The sequence below is a fragment of the Fibrobacter sp. UWB2 genome, from assembly GCF_002210425.1.
Classification (GTDB): Bacteria; Fibrobacterota; Fibrobacteria; order Fibrobacterales; family Fibrobacteraceae; genus Fibrobacter; species Fibrobacter elongatus.
Window position 1 is genome coordinate 29,758 of the sequence record NZ_MWQK01000007.1, and the last position, 16,813, is coordinate 46,570.

A 16,813-nucleotide genomic window follows, 5' to 3' on the forward strand; every position below is an offset into this window, starting at 1 on the left:
CGACTGTATTTAATTTGCGAATCTTTGTCAAATCGGAGTATTGCAGCCTTTTGCGGGCTGGCTTTTTTATATATTAGTGTTCTATGGAGCCTAGCGATTTGCTTGGGCTACTAACAAGGAATTTGAGATGAAGTTTGGAGTCTTGGCCGGAGTTGCCGCTATTTTGGGTTGTTGTGTAGGATGTACGGAACATGCTTCGAATCCTGTTCAGGCAACGCCTTATGGTGATGTCGAATCTTCGTCTTCGCTCGAGGGAGGGTCTTCTCCCGACTTGAGAACTCAAGTTTCGTCATCTTCGAGTGTCAAGCAAAATAACGTAGAGAGCTCGTCTTCTCGCAAAGCCACTAGTTCCTCCTCTCGTATGTCGCAGGACAAAATTGAGAGCTCTTCTTCGCGCACATCGCAAAGCAACGTAGTAAGTTCCTCTTCTCGTGACGGTTCCTCGTCAAGTCGCGCTACAAACTCGTCGAGTTCCAGTGTTGATGACAAATCCTACAGCTTGTATGGCGGAGCTTCGTATAAAAGAGTGAATGTGGTTGCTTCCAATGCCGATGAATTGGAATGTGACGACAAAACGAAAATTGAAAATTTGAAAGGCTTTGACGTTGCGTACGAATTTAATTCGCCCTATGACTTGGGACGTGATTATCTTGGCGACAACAACGCATACCAGGACAATAAGGTGTCGGCGATATCGGCAGAATGTGGAAGCATTGTTTTCGATGGGTCCAATGGTTTGCATATCCCTTTAAGTGAAACTTTTGAAAGTAGCAGCTTTGTTGTCGAAGTGCGTTTTATGCCGACTAAAGCCGGAAACATGGCGAATATCTTTGTTGCTGAACCTCCGGGAAGTAACAAGGATGGCTGGCAGTTGCGTTTGGATGGTTCTGATATTTATTTCCATATTCGCGATGTCGAAATTCGTGATACTTGGGAAGAGATGAAGGTTGGCGCCGTTTCCATGGATGAATGGCATGTTGTTCGCATTCGGTTCTTCCCGACAATGTCAGCTGTAACGAAAAAGACGGTTTACTCGTTGAACGTCGCTCTTGATGGCAAAACGCGTATTGCAACAGAAATCAAGAGCAAGATGGATATTGAATATGGCCTTGGTATTGGCTATGATTCCATGTATCAGGATTTGCATGCTAGACGATTCTTTACCGGGAAAATAGATTACATCCGGTATGGAAGGATGGCCGAAGGCAAGTAATTGCAATGACGCCTATCGGTACATTCTACGGTGATGCTGTTTACAAGTATGATGCTCCTCGCCAGGGGCGTCTTTTTGCAGGGCATCCGGGCCGTATTGAACTGCAACCGGGAATGAATTTCGAGACGGCGCTTCGCGACTTGGATGGCTTTGAACGCATCTGGGTGATTTTTCTGTTTCACGAGAACGAGGGCTGGCGTCCGACAACGCGCCCGCCTGTACCGCCCAAGGGCAAAGATCGTGTGGGAACTTTCGCAAGCCGCAGTCCTTACCGCCCAAATCCGATTGGGCTTAGTTGCGTGAGGCTCCTGAAAGTCGAAGGGCTCACGTTATACGTTGATGAGGCTGACTTGCTGAATGGAACGCCCGTACTCGATATCAAACCGTACATCCCGATGGCTGATGCCTTCCCCGACGCAAAAGCAGGTTGGGTCGAAGAGCAAGTGGGGGAGTTGTGGACCGTCGAAAAGGCTCCCGAGTTTTCCGAACAAAATCACTGGATTGCTGAGCATAGTGCTTTTGACCTGGAAAGCTTTGCACAGGTGCAACTTTCTCGCGGAAATTTCTCCAAGGATGTCTTTGACAGTTCCCGCCGCCGTTTGACGGTTGACGAAAATGCAAAAACGGGCGTACTTGCCTATCGCACGTTCCGCATCCATTTTAGCTATGATGAATTGGCACGCAAGGTTTTGCTTTTACGTGTTTCAAGTGGCTACTCGGCCGATGATTTAGCTCTCGGAGCCGAAGACAAGTACGGTGACAAACAACTTCACCGCGACTTTCTCAAAAATTTTCAATAGGCGATTACACTTTTGTTCCGCGTAACTCACGGATAAATCCCGTATCTACACCATTTACAAGCAAGTTTGTGATGGCTTCGTCGCTACCCATTTTGCTTTTGTCTGTGATATTGCGTCCGAAAGTCTTGTGCCAGTCGAAACTGTCAGGTACAAGCTTGTCTGAAACGGGCCACGGCTTGATGAACCCTGGCGGGAGGAGCTTGTAAAGCTTGCTCGAATCAATGCTGATGTCGCCGACGCGTGGGGGCATGGGGCCGCCTTCGATTCGCGGCACGCCATGGAGAAGTTCGGCGGGGTAGCCGCCGACGGCGTTCACGATTTGCCCGACGTTGTAAAGCGAAACGCGACGCGGTCCGCCGCAGTTGTAAATGCCTGCGGGGAATTTATGTTCAAGAATGTATTGCACAGTGCGGCAAAGGTCTGGGCCTGAAAGCGGATTGCGGTATTCGTCGGTGAACAAGGTCGCCGGGCGTCCAGGGCGGAAACGGTACGTAATCCAGTCGATGGCGCCGGCGCATCCGCCGGGAGCATAATCCATCGGGAGTGGCACGCGGAGAATTACCGCGTCTGGCTTGATGGCGGTAATCGCATCTTCGGCTTCGGCCTGGTGTTTGCCGTAATTGTGGATGGGGTCTTTCGGATCGGTTTCAACGTACGGGCGGTTTGGCTTTGTCTTTTCGTCACCGCTGAATACCATGTCGGCGGAAATGCGGATGAGTGTTGCGTTGTAACGGGACGCAAACGTGGCGGCATCAACGCCTTGACTGTAATTCAAAAGTCGACTGCGGGCGGGGTCACATTCACAGGCTTTCAGCGCACAGTTTCCGCTGGCGTCAATGACGGTGCCAAAGCGGAATTTCTCGAAAAGTTCGCCCAAGCGTTCCGTTTCTTCGGCATCGATTCCATAAACGTTGTCGCCAAAAACGCACGGGTGCTTGATAGGGCGAACGCCGATAACGCCCGGCGCATTTGATGCTTTGGAAGGCGCATTCCCGGAAACGGTCACGCTGCCGTACAGTTTGTTGAAATGCCTAAAAAGTGCAAAGCCGGGAACGCCATTCAGCCCGAGAATTAAAATCGGGAGGCGGATTGCGATAATTTCCACTTGAAATAGCCTGCGATTTGAAGCGGGTGATTGAACGTGCCGTCGGCAACTTTTGCCTGGAATTCTTCGTCCGTGTACAGGAACGTTTCGATGTCTTCCGTATCGTCAAAGCTCGTTTTGCCCAAGCGTTCCACGCCGTCGATAAACACCACATGGAACTTCCCACGATGCCTATCTGGATTCACCGGAAACGCCCCGATGTATGTTACAGCGCTATTCGTCATCCTGAGCGAAGCGAAGGATCCAGTAAAGTCTCCGTTTGATTTGTCATGCCCGCCACTGAGCGGGCATCTCCCTTCTTCGAGGCAATAACCGCATTCTTCTTGTAGTTCTCTGACGGCTGCCTTTTCCGGCGTCTCGCCTTTGTCTATAATCCCCGCCGGGAACTCGAGTGCAATCTTACCTGTCCCGTGGCGGTACTGTTCCGTCATGACCCACTTGCCTTCTGTGGTGCGAGCAAGAATCAAAACCCAGTCGGGTTGCCATAACGTATAAAAATCATCGATGACCTTGCCGTTCGGCAGTTCGCAAGTTTCCTTTGCGACCTTCAACCACGGCGCATCCACCAAAAATTCCGAACTCAACAATTTCCACGGTTTCATGATGCGAAATTTAGAAAAAGCGTTGTCACCCCGCACTTGTTGCGGGGGCGCCTTACTCGGTTCCAATCTCATCTCTGATTCATCTGTATTTACTAGTGATTCATTAAATTTTTAAAATTTTCGAAATTTACTAAATTTGCGTATTTCTGCAAAAAAATCGAAATTTTTGTATCATTTTGTCTATTGTAGGCTACTGACAAATGAGGTATATTTGTGTCTGTAAGGAGGTTAAACATGAAACCGATAACAGAATATCAAGATTACCGAAAGTACATGCTTGATTATTTTGACTGGCGAAAAAGAAGTTCTGCGTTCTCGTGGCGTGAATTTTCTAAACTCGCCGGGTTTGCGTCGCCATCGTACTTGAAACTTGTATGTGATGGCAAGAGCTCGCTGAGCCGTGTGGGCGTCCCGCTTGTGGCTGCTGCGATGGGCCTGAATGAATTTGAGCAGGAGTATTTCAAGTTCATGGTCGAATTCACGAACGCCAAAGATGATGATAAGAAAAAAGATGCGTTCCTCAAAATGAAGGGACTTGCAAACGAACAGCGTGCTAGAGTGTTGGATGCGGATGCGTTTGACTATTACGAATCGGCGGTGAATTCTGTTGTTCGTGAACTTGCTCCATTGATGCCTGGTGCGCTCCCTGGTGAAATCGCTAAGAAAATCAAACATACGTTTACGGCGCAACAGGTCCGTGATTCATTAAAGCTTTTGGTGAAACTTGATTTGCTCAAGGCGCTTGGTGAAAATGTCTACGAACAGACGGACAAAATCATTACGGGTTCAGGTGAAGCGCTTAAGCTTGCGCTCCGCTCCATGAATGGTCAGATGATAGACCTTGCCCGCGAAGCTATCGAAAAAATTGCTCCGGGTGAACGCAACATCTCGGGCGTGACCATCGGAGTCGATGAAACAGCCATGAAGCGAATCTCCGAAGAGGTGAACCGCTTCCGCAAACAAGTTATCGCCATCGCTGGCGGATCCAAAAAAATCAACCAAGTTTATCGTTTAAATTTACAGCTTTTCCCGCTGACGGAAAAAGTGTAGGGAGGAAACATTATGAACTTCAAAAAATTCATTCCGCTTTCGTTCACTGCGTTGAGCGTGATGGGGGCCTTTACCGCTTGTTCCGATAATAAAGTGGTGGGGGCTGATGAACAAACAAACACGATGGCTGAAACAATATTAAATAAAGATGTACAACGCGTAATGGTGGCTAAGTTGAATGAAGCGCCTAAATCTAATGCTGCTACTACAATTGTTCTGGATCGTGATAGTTCTTTGAAGCTAGTTACTTTAGAAACGTTCGATGGTGATGAAATTTATAATAATGCAAAAAATCAAATGATTAATATGGACTCTATTGATACTGCGTATGAAAATGCAGAAGGATGGAGTTATTATCAATTTAGAGATGGAGTTAGGAGTTATTATAAGGGTGACCGCTTTTATTCTATGCGGGATGAAAATGGTGTACTGCATGGACCGATTGCGATGAGCCAAAGTGTTTTTGAATATTCAATTTTTGAATATTCGAATACCATTGGCTGCGCGAATGAAAATAAATGGCTTAGACTTGATGATGAAATATATGACTTTGGCGACCATTATGCATTTACTGTATATCCTGGTTATGAGTTAGTTCATATGCAACTCCGTACAAGAGATTCTCTTATGATGGCTCAATTCATAGAGGATTGTATTGCCGCAGATGGAAAAATAGAAAAAGAAGGATCGGGGATTTTTGCTAATGGGTCCGAATCCGTTACTCATCTTTATCCAAGGTTGAATTGCTCTTTGAAAAGAGACAATCTCTATAAGGATCCTTATTGGGAAAAGTACGCGTCGTTTATTGTCAATAGTTGCAGGTCCGATATTGAGTCAAGCGATCACATTCCCGTCGTACCATGTCCTGAAAATAAGTGCACTGGAGTCGGAGTTGAATACTATTAATGGTTTCTAATAAATCCCATATCTCCTGAAATAGAGTAAGCTCCCGCTCCATGAGCGGGAGCTATTTATGTTTACCCAATCAACTCAAACAAGAAGCCCGCTCCAATCGGAGCGGGCTTTCCCTAAACCACAAACTTTTTTAGAACTACTTGATGTTTACGGCCTTGGCTTTGTTGCCGATTCTCACGACATACATGCCCTTTGCGCCGGTGTAAACTTTCTGTTCGAAGCCGAGGCCTTTGGTTGTGCGGACAACGTTACCGAGGCTGTTGAATACGGTAATGCTCAAGCCCTGTGCGCCCTGAACGGTGATATAGCCGCTTGCGTCTACGTATGCAGCGAGGTGGCGACCGTCAAATGCTTGCGTCGGGAGAGCTGTTGTGCTGCTCGAAGATCCGGCGACTTCGCTAGAACTGGACTGCGGCGGTTCTGCGCTGCTAGAAGATTCTGGGGCTGCGTCGGCGTTCTTCACGACAATCTTGCCTGCGTTCGGGACTGCATCAAAGTAAATGTAACCGCCGTCGACCTTGGATTCGAGCTTTGCGCCATCCTGCGTGACTTCGACCTTCTTCCAGTCGCTCTTTACGCGAATAGAAAGCGGATAATCGTACTTGGAAATGTTGTCTGCGATGCTGTGCTTGAGTTCAAAAGCCATCGTGTTTGCAGCCCCACCGTCCTGCGGTTCGATTTTAGAGGCCTTGCGTTCTTTGAGGTACATAGCGACATGGCCCATCGGGGCAACCCAGATGTCCTTATCGTTCTGCTGGGCCCACTTGAGGGCGCCATCGATGGCGTTGATATCCGTCGGCGAGTAGTTGGCGTTGCCGTTTTGCTTGCCCTGGAAACCATGGGTGAGGAATGCAGCCCAGCCGTTGCTCTGGATGACTTTCTGCATTCTGCCGGTAAAGTCATTCGTGCTCTTGAGCTGGCCTTCGGCACCGGTCATGGTGGCAGGAACCTGAGCCCAGTTGGAGGGACCGTCCTTGCCCATTTCGTCGTTCATGCCCTTCCAGCTACCGTTGCAGATACGGCCCACGATGTAGTTCTGCTTGACGGCGCTTTCGTTAGGCACGTTGCAGTTCGGGTAGGCGACCGTGATGATGCCGTATTTCTGCGTGATATGGTTTTCGATGCTCTTTTTCGAAGATGCTTCTTCGCCACTCATGTTATTGCCGTGGCTATTGCTGTGGCTTGCGATTTCGTGCCCTTCGTCGGCCAGGCCCTGGAATCCGCTCCAGTTGGGGTTCCAGTTCACCACCACGTTGAAGGTAGCCTTGTAGCCATACTTCTTGAACATCGGACCAGCATCGGTCACGTGGCTCGGTGCGCCATCGTCAAATGTAAAGGAGGCTGCACCCTTGCGGAAACCCGACCAGGTTGCGATTTCTGCATCCTGCGCGAATGCGGCGCCTGCTGCGAACATTCCAACTGCGACAGAGGCAATAGAAATTTTTTTGTAGTTCATTATCCACACCTTGTTAATAGTATTATGCGAAAATAATTTACCCCCATATATAAAGAACCGTCCCACGTTAAATTTCTTTTTGTTGTATAGTAATGCAACAGTAGGCATTCTTTCGTCTCTCGTCTAAAAACCTATATTTCCCTATATGAACCTGCAATCTATTCTCTCCTCTGTTCTGGACGAAGTTTACGAAAAAAATGAATACCCCGCACTTGCGGCGCTTGAAAGCGAATGGACACATACCCGTCCGTTCGATGGCCTCCGCGTGCTGGTGGCAACCCCGATTTACCGCAACACCATGACCGAATACCGCGCTCTTGTGGCGGGCGGAGCCGACCTTCTCGTGGGTTTTTCGGAATTTAACGACCCCGATGTCGTGGACTTTATGAGGGAATGGGGTGTACCCGTCGTAACGCCTGCCGAAATGCTCGAAGCCGAATCTCGTGGCGAGTTTGTGGACTTGGTGCTCGACTGTGCGGGGCCTTTTGCTGTACTCCACCCGAAAATTGGCTTTGTGGAACTCACGCGTTCGGGTGTACACTATTATAAAGATGCCGAAAAACCGGTTTACGTCGCCGATAGCGGTATCGTCAAGCGGATCGAAACCTCCCTGGGTACAGGCGATGGCTATTTCCGCGGTCTCGAAAAATTGGGCCTTGGAGGCGATTTCGAAGGCAAGAAGTTATTGGTTTTTGGTAGTGGTAAAGTCGGTTCGGGGATTGCGCTCCAGGGCGTTCGCCGTGGCTGCAATGTGACCGTCGTGACGGACTTGAAACGCGGGCAGTCCCAACCCGCAGCTCCCGAAACAATGCCCGCAGGCGATTTTTCAGCGGTTTTAGAGCAAAATGGCGTGGATGTTGTCGACTGCCATGACTATGCGACTGTCGCCTCCTTGGTTGAAAATTCCGATTTTGTTGTGACAGCGACGGGTGTCAAAAATGCCCTTGCTGCCCCGGAATTGGCTCCTGCTCTTCTCTCGACCAAAGCAATTCTTGCCAATATGGGTGTCGAAGATGAATACGGCGAGGCTGTTCCCACGGAAAAAGTGCTCAATGATAAAGGCCCGCTGAACTTCATTCTCGAAGAACCTACGCACTTAAAGTACATCGATACGTCGCTTGCGCTCCATGCCGCCCTTGCCGAACGCTTGGTTCAAGAAACCGCGACTCTCGAAGATGGTCTCCATTTCCCGCCGCAAGAAATTGAACAGCGCTTGCTCACTATTGCTATCCAAAATGGCGTCATTGGCCCTGAAATTTGCAGCATGCTTGGTGGCATTCCCACCGAAATGGACTAGGTGCGACAATGACCCCCGAGAACATGAAAAAGGTCGTCGATCTCTGCAACCAGATTTCGAACATCACCTACGAGAACTTGACGAAAATCATCCGTCTGGAACAGACGGGGAGCGCCACCGGCGCCCGCAAGCTTGACGATAGCGACCAGAATGATATCGATTCCTGGATGGGCGGGGGCACCTGCTTCAGCATGACGTGGCACCTGTACCAGACGCTCACGGATATGGGTTTCAAGCCGCGTCTTGTGATGGGACATAAGCGCAAGGAACGCAACATCCACTGCGCCCTCATCTTGCCCGATCCCGATTCTAAAGTCACTCTGGAGGCACATAGTGCCGATAGAGCCCATAATGGATCCTATCGGTCGTTACACTCCCTCCAGGATGACAAAAGCAACCTTTTTTCCCGGTCTGTCTCCCCGGCCTCCGTGCCGGGGTCGGTTCTCTCGTCTAATTCATACCTTCTCGACCCCGGTTACTTGATTTTTGATCCGCTTCAGATGCCGCTCCCGCAGCCGTTCGGCACTGGCGAAGCTTTTTTCCCGCTTTCCCCGAACTGCGTGCGTCTCGTGCGCCCGACGCTCGAATCGATGGAACTCTGGACAGGTGGCGCAGGCGCGCCAATGAAGCTCCGCTTCGAGTACCCCGTCGAAGGCGTCTCTGTCGAAGAATTCAAGCACCACTGGAACGAGAGTTTCTACCGCGAAATGATGACCTACCCGGTCTTGAACCGCCTTGACCGCGAAAAGGGCATTCAGTATTACTACCAGAAGGGAAACCTCGTCGTTCGCAGCAGCACTGGCTCGCAAATGAAGCGCATTGAGCCCGCCGATCGCGTGCAGACCCTCAGCGATATCTTCAAGCTGTCGCCCGCTATCATCGAGCAGGCCCTCCAGATTCTTGAGAAAAAGCACTAGAAGGCGTTTTTCTTATCTAAATTAAAAGCTTGGCAATTGCCCCCAAATTTTCTATCTTTGCGCGCGAAAAACGAGGTTTTTGCGACGTTTTCCGCATTTTGCGGTTATTTTGAGCGGCTCCGCGCATCTAGTCCAACCATTTGCGTCTTGCGGGCCTCACGGGTGTGTTTATGGAAGATGTAATAAACAATAAAAAACTTAACGCGATGGGGACGTCTAGCATCCCGAAGATTGTCTTGCAGTTTTCGGTCCCGGCTATTATCAGTATGCTCGTCGAAGCGCTCTACAACATCGTGGACCGCTATTTCGTGGGTCAGGGCGTCGGTAGCCTTGGTATCGGCGGCATCACCATCTGCTTTCCGATTGCCCTTTTCATTATGGCGATGTCCATGATGGTTGGCGTGGGTGGCAACACGCTTTTTGCCATCCGCCTCGGCGAACGCAAGTACCAGCAGGCGGCCATTATCCTCAACAACTCCTTTGTATTGCTCATCATTATGGCGGTGAGCTCCTTTACGCTCGGCCAGATTTTCATGGAACCGCTCCTCAAGCTCTTTGGCGCAAGTGACCAGCTTTTGCCTGTGGCGTCTAGCTACATGCGCATCATCTTGTGCGGTGCGATTTTCCAGACGATTGTCCCCGGCATGAACCACTTTATCCGCAGCATGGGCCACCCGAAAACGGCCATGACCCGCGTGATGATTGGCGCCGGCAGTAACGTGATTCTAGACTGGCTTTTCATCATGAAGTTCAATTGGGGTATCGAGGGCGCTGCCTGGGCGACCGTCTTGAGCCAGTTCATCGGCGGCCTTGCCGTGATGCAGTTCTTCGTGAAAAAGACGACGCCTATCAAGGTCAACCGCCGTTACATGAAGCTCCGCCTCCCGTATGTGCGCAAAATCTTCATTCTTGGCCTTCCGCCGAGCATTATGCAGATTAGCAACAGCCTTGTGAACGCTATTTTGGCCCGCAGCCTCACTTCGTATGGCACACGCGACTTGCCGATAGTGAACGGTATGACGGGTGGAGACCAGGCTATTGCTGCATTCGGGATCCTGATGAGTATCGTCTCCATGATTGTTTTGCCGCTCATGGGTTTTGTGACGGGCTCTCAACCGATTATCGGGTACAATTACGGTGCCAAGTACAACAACCGTGTGCGCGATACTGTCAAGTTCACCATGCTTTATGCAATTGCGTTCATCGTGGTTGCATGGCTACTCGTGATGACGAATACGCTTGCCTTTGTGAAGCCGTTTGTCCCGAACGACCAGAATATGCAACAGCTCACGTGCAAAGCACTCCGCACCTTCATTTGCATGATGCCGTTTGTACCGCTAGGTATGGTGTCGGGTAACTTTTTCCAGGGAACGGGCAAAGCCTGGCGTTCGATGTTCCTGAACGCTTGCCGTCAGCTCATTTTGCTGATTCCGTTCCTGTTTATTATGCCACGTTTCTTCGGGCTTCGTGGCGTGTTCATGGCACAGCCCATTGCAGACTTTGTGACGGCCGTTATCGCCATCATCATGCTCCGCGCTGAACTCAAGAACATCCCGCGCATTTAAGGCGCGGCGCTTCTCGCCGAATTTACCCTGCAGTATTGAGCAGTCCATCGCTTTCGGCGATGAGCTCGTTCATCTGCGTGACTTCGGCGCCCTGGCGTGACACAAGCCCAATGGAAATCGTCACCGGGATTCTCGAATCCATCCACGAGAATATGTGGCGCTCGATTGCCATGCGCAACTTCTCGGCGCGCTTCTTGGCGTCTTCGGGCGAAATCCCGTTCATGAGGAGCAGGAACTTTTCTCCGTTATTGCGTGCGAGCAAGTCAGAATCGCGCTTCTCGTCGTTCAAGAGCCTTGCGACTTCCTTTAAAATCAAGTCGCCGCACAGCTCTCCATAAGATTCCGTCAATCGATTGAATTCATCCACGCGAATCATCGCTACATGGATAAACGCTCCCTCGCGGCGAGCGCATGCAAGTTCTCCTGCAGAACGGTCCATGAACGCCTGGTGGTTCAGAATCCCTGTCAGCTCATCCATCGTCGCCGCTTCGTACAACTCGCGGCTAAAAGCCTCTTCGCTTGGATCCTTGTAGGCGACCTTCAACACAATCTTCCCTATCTGGAGCCTGTTGTCCGAATCGAGAATTTGCTTATTTATATAGTTGCCGTCCACGAACGTGCCGTTTGTGCTGCCGAGGTCTTCGACAGTCACGCTTTGGCCGTCGAACGTGAGCGCGCAGTGTCTACGGCTCACCAGCTCGTCTTCAAAGCGGATGTCGGCATCTTGTCCGCGACCGAGCACCACGGTCCCCAATTCGAGCGGGAGCTCCGCGAATTCGCTTTGCGGGTACAGCACAATCAAGTGCGGATGAACGGTCATCGGTTTTAAAATTTCCATAAAATCCCTTGTAAATCCCGACCCAAATATAGGACCTTTTGCAAAAGTCATTTCGATTTTTGCATGTCATTCCCGCCTCCGAGCGGGAATCTCCCTTCTAAACTGCGTTACGCTTTAATTTCATGATACGCCTATGATACAATTGAAATCACACTCTCTGTAAAAGTTGCATTTACATAGGCTCTTTTGTAAAATTGCAATTACAAACAATGTTGAAAGTTTGTGAATTAGTCTGTGGATTTCCTTACATAAATTTTTTTTCACAATGATTTACAAGAAAAAATTCCCTTTTTTGGTTTAAAAAAGTAGATTTCAGTCGGTGTAGTATATCGAGGAGGCTGGTCTTCTTGATGTTCTGCGTGGTCGGAGAGAACCGAAATGGATAAAAAAACAATGAAGAACAGAATCAAATCCTTTAAATTGTGGGTGTTGAGCTGTGCTATGCTCATTGCCGGTGTTCAAAGTGCATCGGCATCATTGACCGGGTGTGAGGGAACCGTTTATCTAAAGTTGCCTGATAGTTGGACTGCCGCTTATTCTGCTGCCGGTGGCCAGTTTGTGGCTTTTTCAAAGAGTACGACGTATACCGGTTGGTACGAAATTAGCTCTACCAAAATCGGTGGTACGAACGGAGCTACAGAATTCTTTATCTCGAAGGCTCTGAATGACTATGGCCAGCAGGGTGGTATTACCAAGACCACTATTGGCGCCAATGTCCAGTTTGATCAGGGTAAGGGCTTCTCTTGCGCCGATTTCGGTACAAAGACGAACGAACTCTGGATTCAGCCTGATTTCTCGGATCCGACCAAGCCGTTAGTTCAGGGTGAACCGCCTGACGTCAAGTATTTCTATGTGTTCTTGCCGGATGACAAGATTTGGAAGAGCTCCGATCCTATCATTGTCGAAAATGGTAAAGAACGTAAGATGAACATTGACGAAAACTGCGGCTGGTACTACAGACGCTATGTCAATGAATCTCTCCCGACCGAAGTCATTATCCGTCGTGATGATGATACCGAACTCAAGTATGCTATCGGTATGGATGGCGAAGCCGCTTATAACAACGGCGATGCAGCTACTCCGATTGACTTGGAAGGCATGTTTGATAACTTTAAGTCGGATGCAACCTTTGCTGGCTCTCTCTTCTTTGTCGCTGACGAAAAGAAGGCTGCCGCACTTCCGAGTGATTTTGCTGGTTGGTATGTCGACAGACCGGATATTCACGGTAACTGCTCTTACAGCCTCGCTGCTATTATTTACGATACTGACGCTAGCTTGCATCCGGCATTCTCTTGCTACTCTGCCGGTGGTGAAGGTTGCCAGACTGGTGCTCAGGGTGTTGATCAGATGACTGCTGTTACCGCAATTAACGCTTGTATCGGTGTTACGACAGGCCTTGTGGAAAGCACCTTGGATAAGGCTACCAAGAAGCCGAAGCTCACGACGAAGGGTAAAAAGTGCTTCCTTGATGATAAATACTTCAATCAGATGTTCAACTACACCGCTGGTGTGAACGAATTGACTTGCTTTGATATGCCGTTTAGCCGTGCAACAGATGGCAAATGGGAATTCAATTCCGATGACTATGTCAGTCCGGGGCTGAAGATTGAAGTTCCGGGTGGTTTCTACCCGGCAGAAGCTACGGACGCCCTCAAGCTTGAAGAAGCTAAGGCTGGCCAGACTCCGGTTCCGGCTGCCCGTACCAAGCGTTGGGCTCAGGGTCCTGCTTACTATGGTGCCGCTCTCCGCGCCATTGATCCGGCTACGGAAATGCCTGTTCTTGACGTCTATTGCAATGGCCCAGGTTGGAAAAAGGGCTTTGATTGTGAAGGTGTATTTGGTGATGGTGGCGAAACTGAAACCCGCATTCGTGACGACCTGGGACTTACAAATGCTGATCTGATTATTGGTTGGGACGATGCTAATAGCGCTCCTGAAGGTTGGCCTCTTTTCCTCCCCAATTCTGAAACTAAGGCAACTGCAACTGCTACATCTAAGTCTTCACGTTGGGAATCTAAGGAAGGTGTTGCTTCTGGCAATGGTGGCCGTAACCAGCACTTCTGCTTCGAATCTCACGCTAACTTCCGTTTCAAGCCGGGTCTGAAGTTCAACTTCCGCGGTGACGACGACATTTGGGTCTTTATTGATAACAAGCTTGCTGTGGACCTTGGTGGTACTCACCTTGCAGCTCCGGGCTATGTGGACTTGGATACGTTCATGCCGAACGCCAAGACCGACTCTACCTACGATATCGATATCTTCTTCTGCGACCGCCGTACGACGATGAGTAACGTCCGTATCAAGACGAACATGTTCATCGAACAGAATACGGGTATTGAATACGAAGGCTTGCAGAACCTTGAACAGTGGAAGCTCACTGGCGATAACGAATTCGAACTTTGCTTTACCCAGTCCGGTGCCGGTAACTGCGCTGCCCAGGTGGGTGCCGCAAACACAAAGGCCTGCGGTGATGCCATTAAGGCCGCCGGTCATACCATTGCTTACCAGTTCACCAGAAATGATCCGACTGGCTCTGCTCCTGGTTCCGTGATTGTTTCTGAAGAACAATTCGCCGATAATCCGGTTCAGCTCGAAGGCATTATCGACGTGACGAACCCGGGTAAGCCGGTTATCAACGAAAAGAAGTTGATGGAAAGCCTTTCTCAGGGTACGTACTATCTGCGCATTAGGATTGATACCGAAATTGCAACGATGTCCTGGACCATCAAGGGTAGCGTTGGTCTTACTTCTCGTAACGCTGTCGTTGAAGCTGATGGCAAGACTGGTCCGGAAATCCCGTTTGTCTCTAGCGCTATGGCTTCGGACAACAAGACTACTGCTGACGGCATGATTCGCCTCCTCGTCGCTCCGATTGTGGATCCGTGCGCAGGCAATGCAACTTGCACGACTCCGCTCAAGTTGAACCCGTCTGTCGGTGACGAATACTCCTTGGTATCCACTAATACAAAGGCTATCATTTACAAGATGGTCAATGGCGAGCTTGTGGATATCGGTAGCAAGACTCAGAAGATTGGCTCAAGTGGTGTCGATACCATTTACGTCACGGTTCCGTTCACTGAATTCGAACTCAGCGATGTTGAAAAGGTGACTGTCTATGTCAAGCAGAGCTCTCTCAAGGCTGAACTCACCTTCTTCACTCCGAAGATTGTGTTTGTGACCTCCGCGACCTCCTTGGATCAGCCCGATATGACCAAGGACCTCGAAAAGATGAAGAGTGAAATGGTAGACTTCTACATCCTCGCCCTTGACCAGAACAACAATCCGTGCACGACCTGCAGCTTTGATTTGAACCGTGGTTCTCAGACTTCTCCGGGTCTCAAGATTGTTACTACCGCCGATGGCTCTCTCCCGCGTGTCGAAAATGGCCGTGCAACGATTACCGTCTATTCTGAACTCACGTACGAACGTGGTGGTACGAATGGTGTTGCCTCCCTCCACTTGACGGGTGCGGCTCCGAATTTGATGTCTGCCCTCTATCCGAACTTGATCTTTAGCGAACCGCCGGTACCGCTGCCGAAGTTTGCTGATATCTTTGACGTCCATGGTGCGATTCCGGCTTCTGCAATGAATATTCCGAGCCCGTACTTTAGCGCTCAGAACGAATACCTCGATGGTATCGCAGACTCCATTGTCATCTACTACGGTCGTGAATTCCACAAGGACTCCCTCCCGGGTAAGATTGCAATCTTCTGGGAAGATGACACTAAGGATTCTGTGCTCTTTGAAGGTGCCGAAATTGCCGCTGGTGCTTATTGCGGTGTCGCTGCTGGTGCATCTGCTGACACCTTGTGCGCTCCGAAGATCACTCTCGGTGGCAAGAAGCTCTCCAAGAAGGTGAAGACCGATGGTATTGGTAAGATTAAGTCCTGGGCTACATTCATGGCCCGTGGCCAGGTTGTGACGAAGGATTACTCTTGCTCGATTTACGATCGTATTGCTCCGATTATCATCGGTGCTAGAGCAACTAACGAAGTTATCGGTGGTATCGAATATATGCGTCTGAAGATTACATTCTCCGAAAAGATTGCTAAGACGACCGAAGGTATCGCTGCTGGTAACGACGTGTTCTCCTTCTACATCAACAATAGCAAGACTCCTGATTTTGCCGAAACGCTCCCGCTTGCTGTGACATCCTCTGTTCCGGATCAGGCTGCGGATAAGACCGTGTCCTTGCTCTACTCCAAGAGTGGCGTGTTCCCGCAGTCCGGTGACTACATCCACTTCAGAAGTCTCGCCGGTGTCGGCCTTGTGACGGACCAGTCTGATTACGCCGCTGCTCTTGATGCTGCTACCCATCGCCCGGCAGATGACGTTAACTTCAAATGGAACGTTGCTCCTGGCTACGATCCGGCTGGTTCTGGCCGCCTCCCGTCTCCGTGGGCTCTCGTCGAAGGTGAAGTGAAGGCCTACGCTGCTAGAATCGTTCCGCCGGCAATGGGTGGCATCCCGAAGACTCCGAGCGAAACGGCAGCTCTCGAACCGTTCGAAATCTTTGCCTATGACGCAACCAAGACTGAAGATGATTTCAGAAATGAAATCCTCGCTGGTCAGGGTGAATTCGCTAACTACGCATTTATCCCGCACGGTTGGTTTGTCAAGAGCGATTTGGGTTCCTTGATTGAATCTGATACAACATTTGTTAATGCCAACAAGAAGAACGTGTTCTTCGACTACGATCTCCGCTTCTTCACGAACTTGGGCTCTCATGTGGCTAGCCTCAAGGGTCGTATCTACTGCGATGACGACGAAAACATGGCTCGCAACAAAAAGTACTACTTCGGCGGCGCCGGTCACAACTGCGTTGAAAACCGTAAAAACTTCTTCATCGTGTGGAACATGAAGTCTGATAAGAACCGCCTCGTTGGTACGGGTGCTTACATCTCCAAGCTCAATTCCTATGTTCAGCTTGATAACTTCGGTAAGAAGAACAAGATTGAAAAGACTGAAGTTTGGGGTGTCCGCCACACCGCTAAGACTCCGGGTAGCTACCCGACGATTAAGGTTGGTCAGTAATCGGCTCCTGTAGAATTTGAA

General features: G+C 49.8%; 12 protein-coding genes. 8 read left to right on the forward strand and 4 right to left on the reverse strand.

The annotated features are described in order from the left end of the window. Positions 1-127 precede the first annotated feature (127 nt). Together B7982_RS14840 and tsaA are read left to right on the forward strand one after the other, a co-directional pair. Positions 128-1,213 (forward strand): hypothetical protein, encoded by a 1,086-nt coding sequence (locus B7982_RS14840; protein WP_144065973.1) that lies wholly within the window; start codon positions 128-130, stop codon positions 1,211-1,213. Between the two features lie 5 nt (positions 1,214-1,218). Beyond that, positions 1,219-2,013, forward strand: coding sequence for a tRNA (N6-threonylcarbamoyladenosine(37)-N6)-methyltransferase TrmO (gene tsaA, locus B7982_RS13470; RefSeq protein WP_088661197.1), 795 nt, complete (start codon positions 1,219-1,221; stop codon positions 2,011-2,013). A 4-nt stretch (positions 2,014-2,017) separates the two neighbouring features. On the opposite strand, the gene B7982_RS13475 is transcribed toward tsaA, so the two are convergent. Then, complete coding sequence (locus tag B7982_RS13475; protein WP_088661198.1) at positions 2,018-3,118, reverse strand: sugar nucleotide-binding protein; 1,101 nt, start codon at positions 3,116-3,118, stop codon at positions 2,018-2,020. Then, positions 3,085-3,720: an NUDIX hydrolase gene (locus tag B7982_RS13480; RefSeq protein WP_088661305.1), complete on the reverse strand. Its 636-nt coding sequence runs from the start codon at positions 3,718-3,720 to the stop codon at positions 3,085-3,087. Before B7982_RS13480 ends, B7982_RS13475 begins: the two co-directional genes overlap by 34 nt. Before the next feature lie 234 nt (positions 3,721-3,954). Here B7982_RS13480 and B7982_RS13485 point away from each other — a divergent pair, with 234 nt between their 5' ends. Both B7982_RS13485 and B7982_RS13490 read left to right on the forward strand, forming a co-directional pair. After that, entirely contained in the window at positions 3,955-4,770 is an 816-nt protein-coding gene (locus B7982_RS13485) for a TIGR02147 family protein (protein WP_088661199.1), read from the forward strand. A gap of 12 nt (positions 4,771-4,782) precedes the next feature. After that, positions 4,783-5,676, forward strand: a complete 894-nt coding sequence (locus B7982_RS13490; protein ID WP_198953273.1) for a hypothetical protein — start codon at positions 4,783-4,785, stop codon at positions 5,674-5,676. A 145-nt stretch (positions 5,677-5,821) separates the two neighbouring features. Here the strand turns inward: B7982_RS13490 and B7982_RS13495 are convergent, their stop codons facing one another. After that, positions 5,822-7,141, reverse strand: coding sequence for a polysaccharide deacetylase family protein (locus B7982_RS13495; protein ID WP_088661200.1), 1,320 nt, complete (start codon positions 7,139-7,141; stop codon positions 5,822-5,824). Between the two features lie 145 nt (positions 7,142-7,286). On the opposite strand from B7982_RS13495, the gene B7982_RS13500 reads away from it, so the two are divergent. From B7982_RS13500 to B7982_RS13510, 3 genes are all read left to right on the forward strand, one after another. Further along, positions 7,287-8,438, forward strand: a complete 1,152-nt coding sequence (locus B7982_RS13500) for an NAD(P)-dependent oxidoreductase (protein ID WP_088661201.1) — start codon at positions 7,287-7,289, stop codon at positions 8,436-8,438. Positions 8,439-8,446: 8 nt separating this feature from the next. Next, positions 8,447-9,355 (forward strand): hypothetical protein, encoded by a 909-nt coding sequence (locus B7982_RS13505; protein ID WP_088661202.1) that lies wholly within the window; start codon positions 8,447-8,449, stop codon positions 9,353-9,355. Positions 9,356-9,525: 170 nt separating this feature from the next. Next, positions 9,526-10,920 carry an MATE family efflux transporter gene (locus B7982_RS13510; RefSeq protein ID WP_088661203.1) on the forward strand — a complete coding sequence of 465 codons (1,395 nt, stop codon included), beginning with the start codon at positions 9,526-9,528 and terminating at the stop codon, positions 10,918-10,920. 22 nt (positions 10,921-10,942) lie between these two features. On the opposite strand, the gene B7982_RS13515 is transcribed toward B7982_RS13510, so the two are convergent. Then, positions 10,943-11,758: a GGDEF domain-containing protein gene (locus B7982_RS13515; protein WP_233138571.1), complete on the reverse strand. Its 816-nt coding sequence runs from the start codon at positions 11,756-11,758 to the stop codon at positions 10,943-10,945. A 378-nt stretch (positions 11,759-12,136) separates the two neighbouring features. Here B7982_RS13515 and B7982_RS13520 point away from each other — a divergent pair, with 378 nt between their 5' ends. After that, the gene (locus B7982_RS13520) at positions 12,137-16,792 is read left to right on the forward strand and encodes a fibro-slime domain-containing protein (RefSeq protein ID WP_088661205.1); all 4,656 of its coding nucleotides are present in this window, start codon (positions 12,137-12,139) and stop codon (positions 16,790-16,792) included. Positions 16,793-16,813: the final 21 nt, after the last annotated feature.

Coding starts and splice junctions, on each gene's coding strand:
- B7982_RS13500 (WP_088661201.1), top strand. CDS start 7,287: ATGAACCTGCAATCTATTCTCTCCTCTGTTCTGGACGAAGTTTACGAA.
- B7982_RS14840 (WP_144065973.1), top strand. CDS start 128: ATGAAGTTTGGAGTCTTGGCCGGAGTTGCCGCTATTTTGGGTTGTTGT.
- B7982_RS13495 (WP_088661200.1), bottom strand. CDS start 7,141: ATGAACTACAAAAAAATTTCTATTGCCTCTGTCGCAGTTGGAATGTTC.
- B7982_RS13515 (WP_233138571.1), bottom strand. CDS start 11,758: ATGGAAATTTTAAAACCGATGACCGTTCATCCGCACTTGATTGTGCTG.
- tsaA (WP_088661197.1), top strand. CDS start 1,219: ATGACGCCTATCGGTACATTCTACGGTGATGCTGTTTACAAGTATGAT.
- B7982_RS13505 (WP_088661202.1), top strand. CDS start 8,447: ATGACCCCCGAGAACATGAAAAAGGTCGTCGATCTCTGCAACCAGATT.
- B7982_RS13520 (WP_088661205.1), top strand. CDS start 12,137: ATGGATAAAAAAACAATGAAGAACAGAATCAAATCCTTTAAATTGTGG.
- B7982_RS13510 (WP_088661203.1), top strand. CDS start 9,526: ATGGAAGATGTAATAAACAATAAAAAACTTAACGCGATGGGGACGTCT.
- B7982_RS13480 (WP_088661305.1), bottom strand. CDS start 3,720: ATGAAACCGTGGAAATTGTTGAGTTCGGAATTTTTGGTGGATGCGCCG.
- B7982_RS13490 (WP_198953273.1), top strand. CDS start 4,783: ATGAACTTCAAAAAATTCATTCCGCTTTCGTTCACTGCGTTGAGCGTG.
- B7982_RS13485 (WP_088661199.1), top strand. CDS start 3,955: ATGAAACCGATAACAGAATATCAAGATTACCGAAAGTACATGCTTGAT.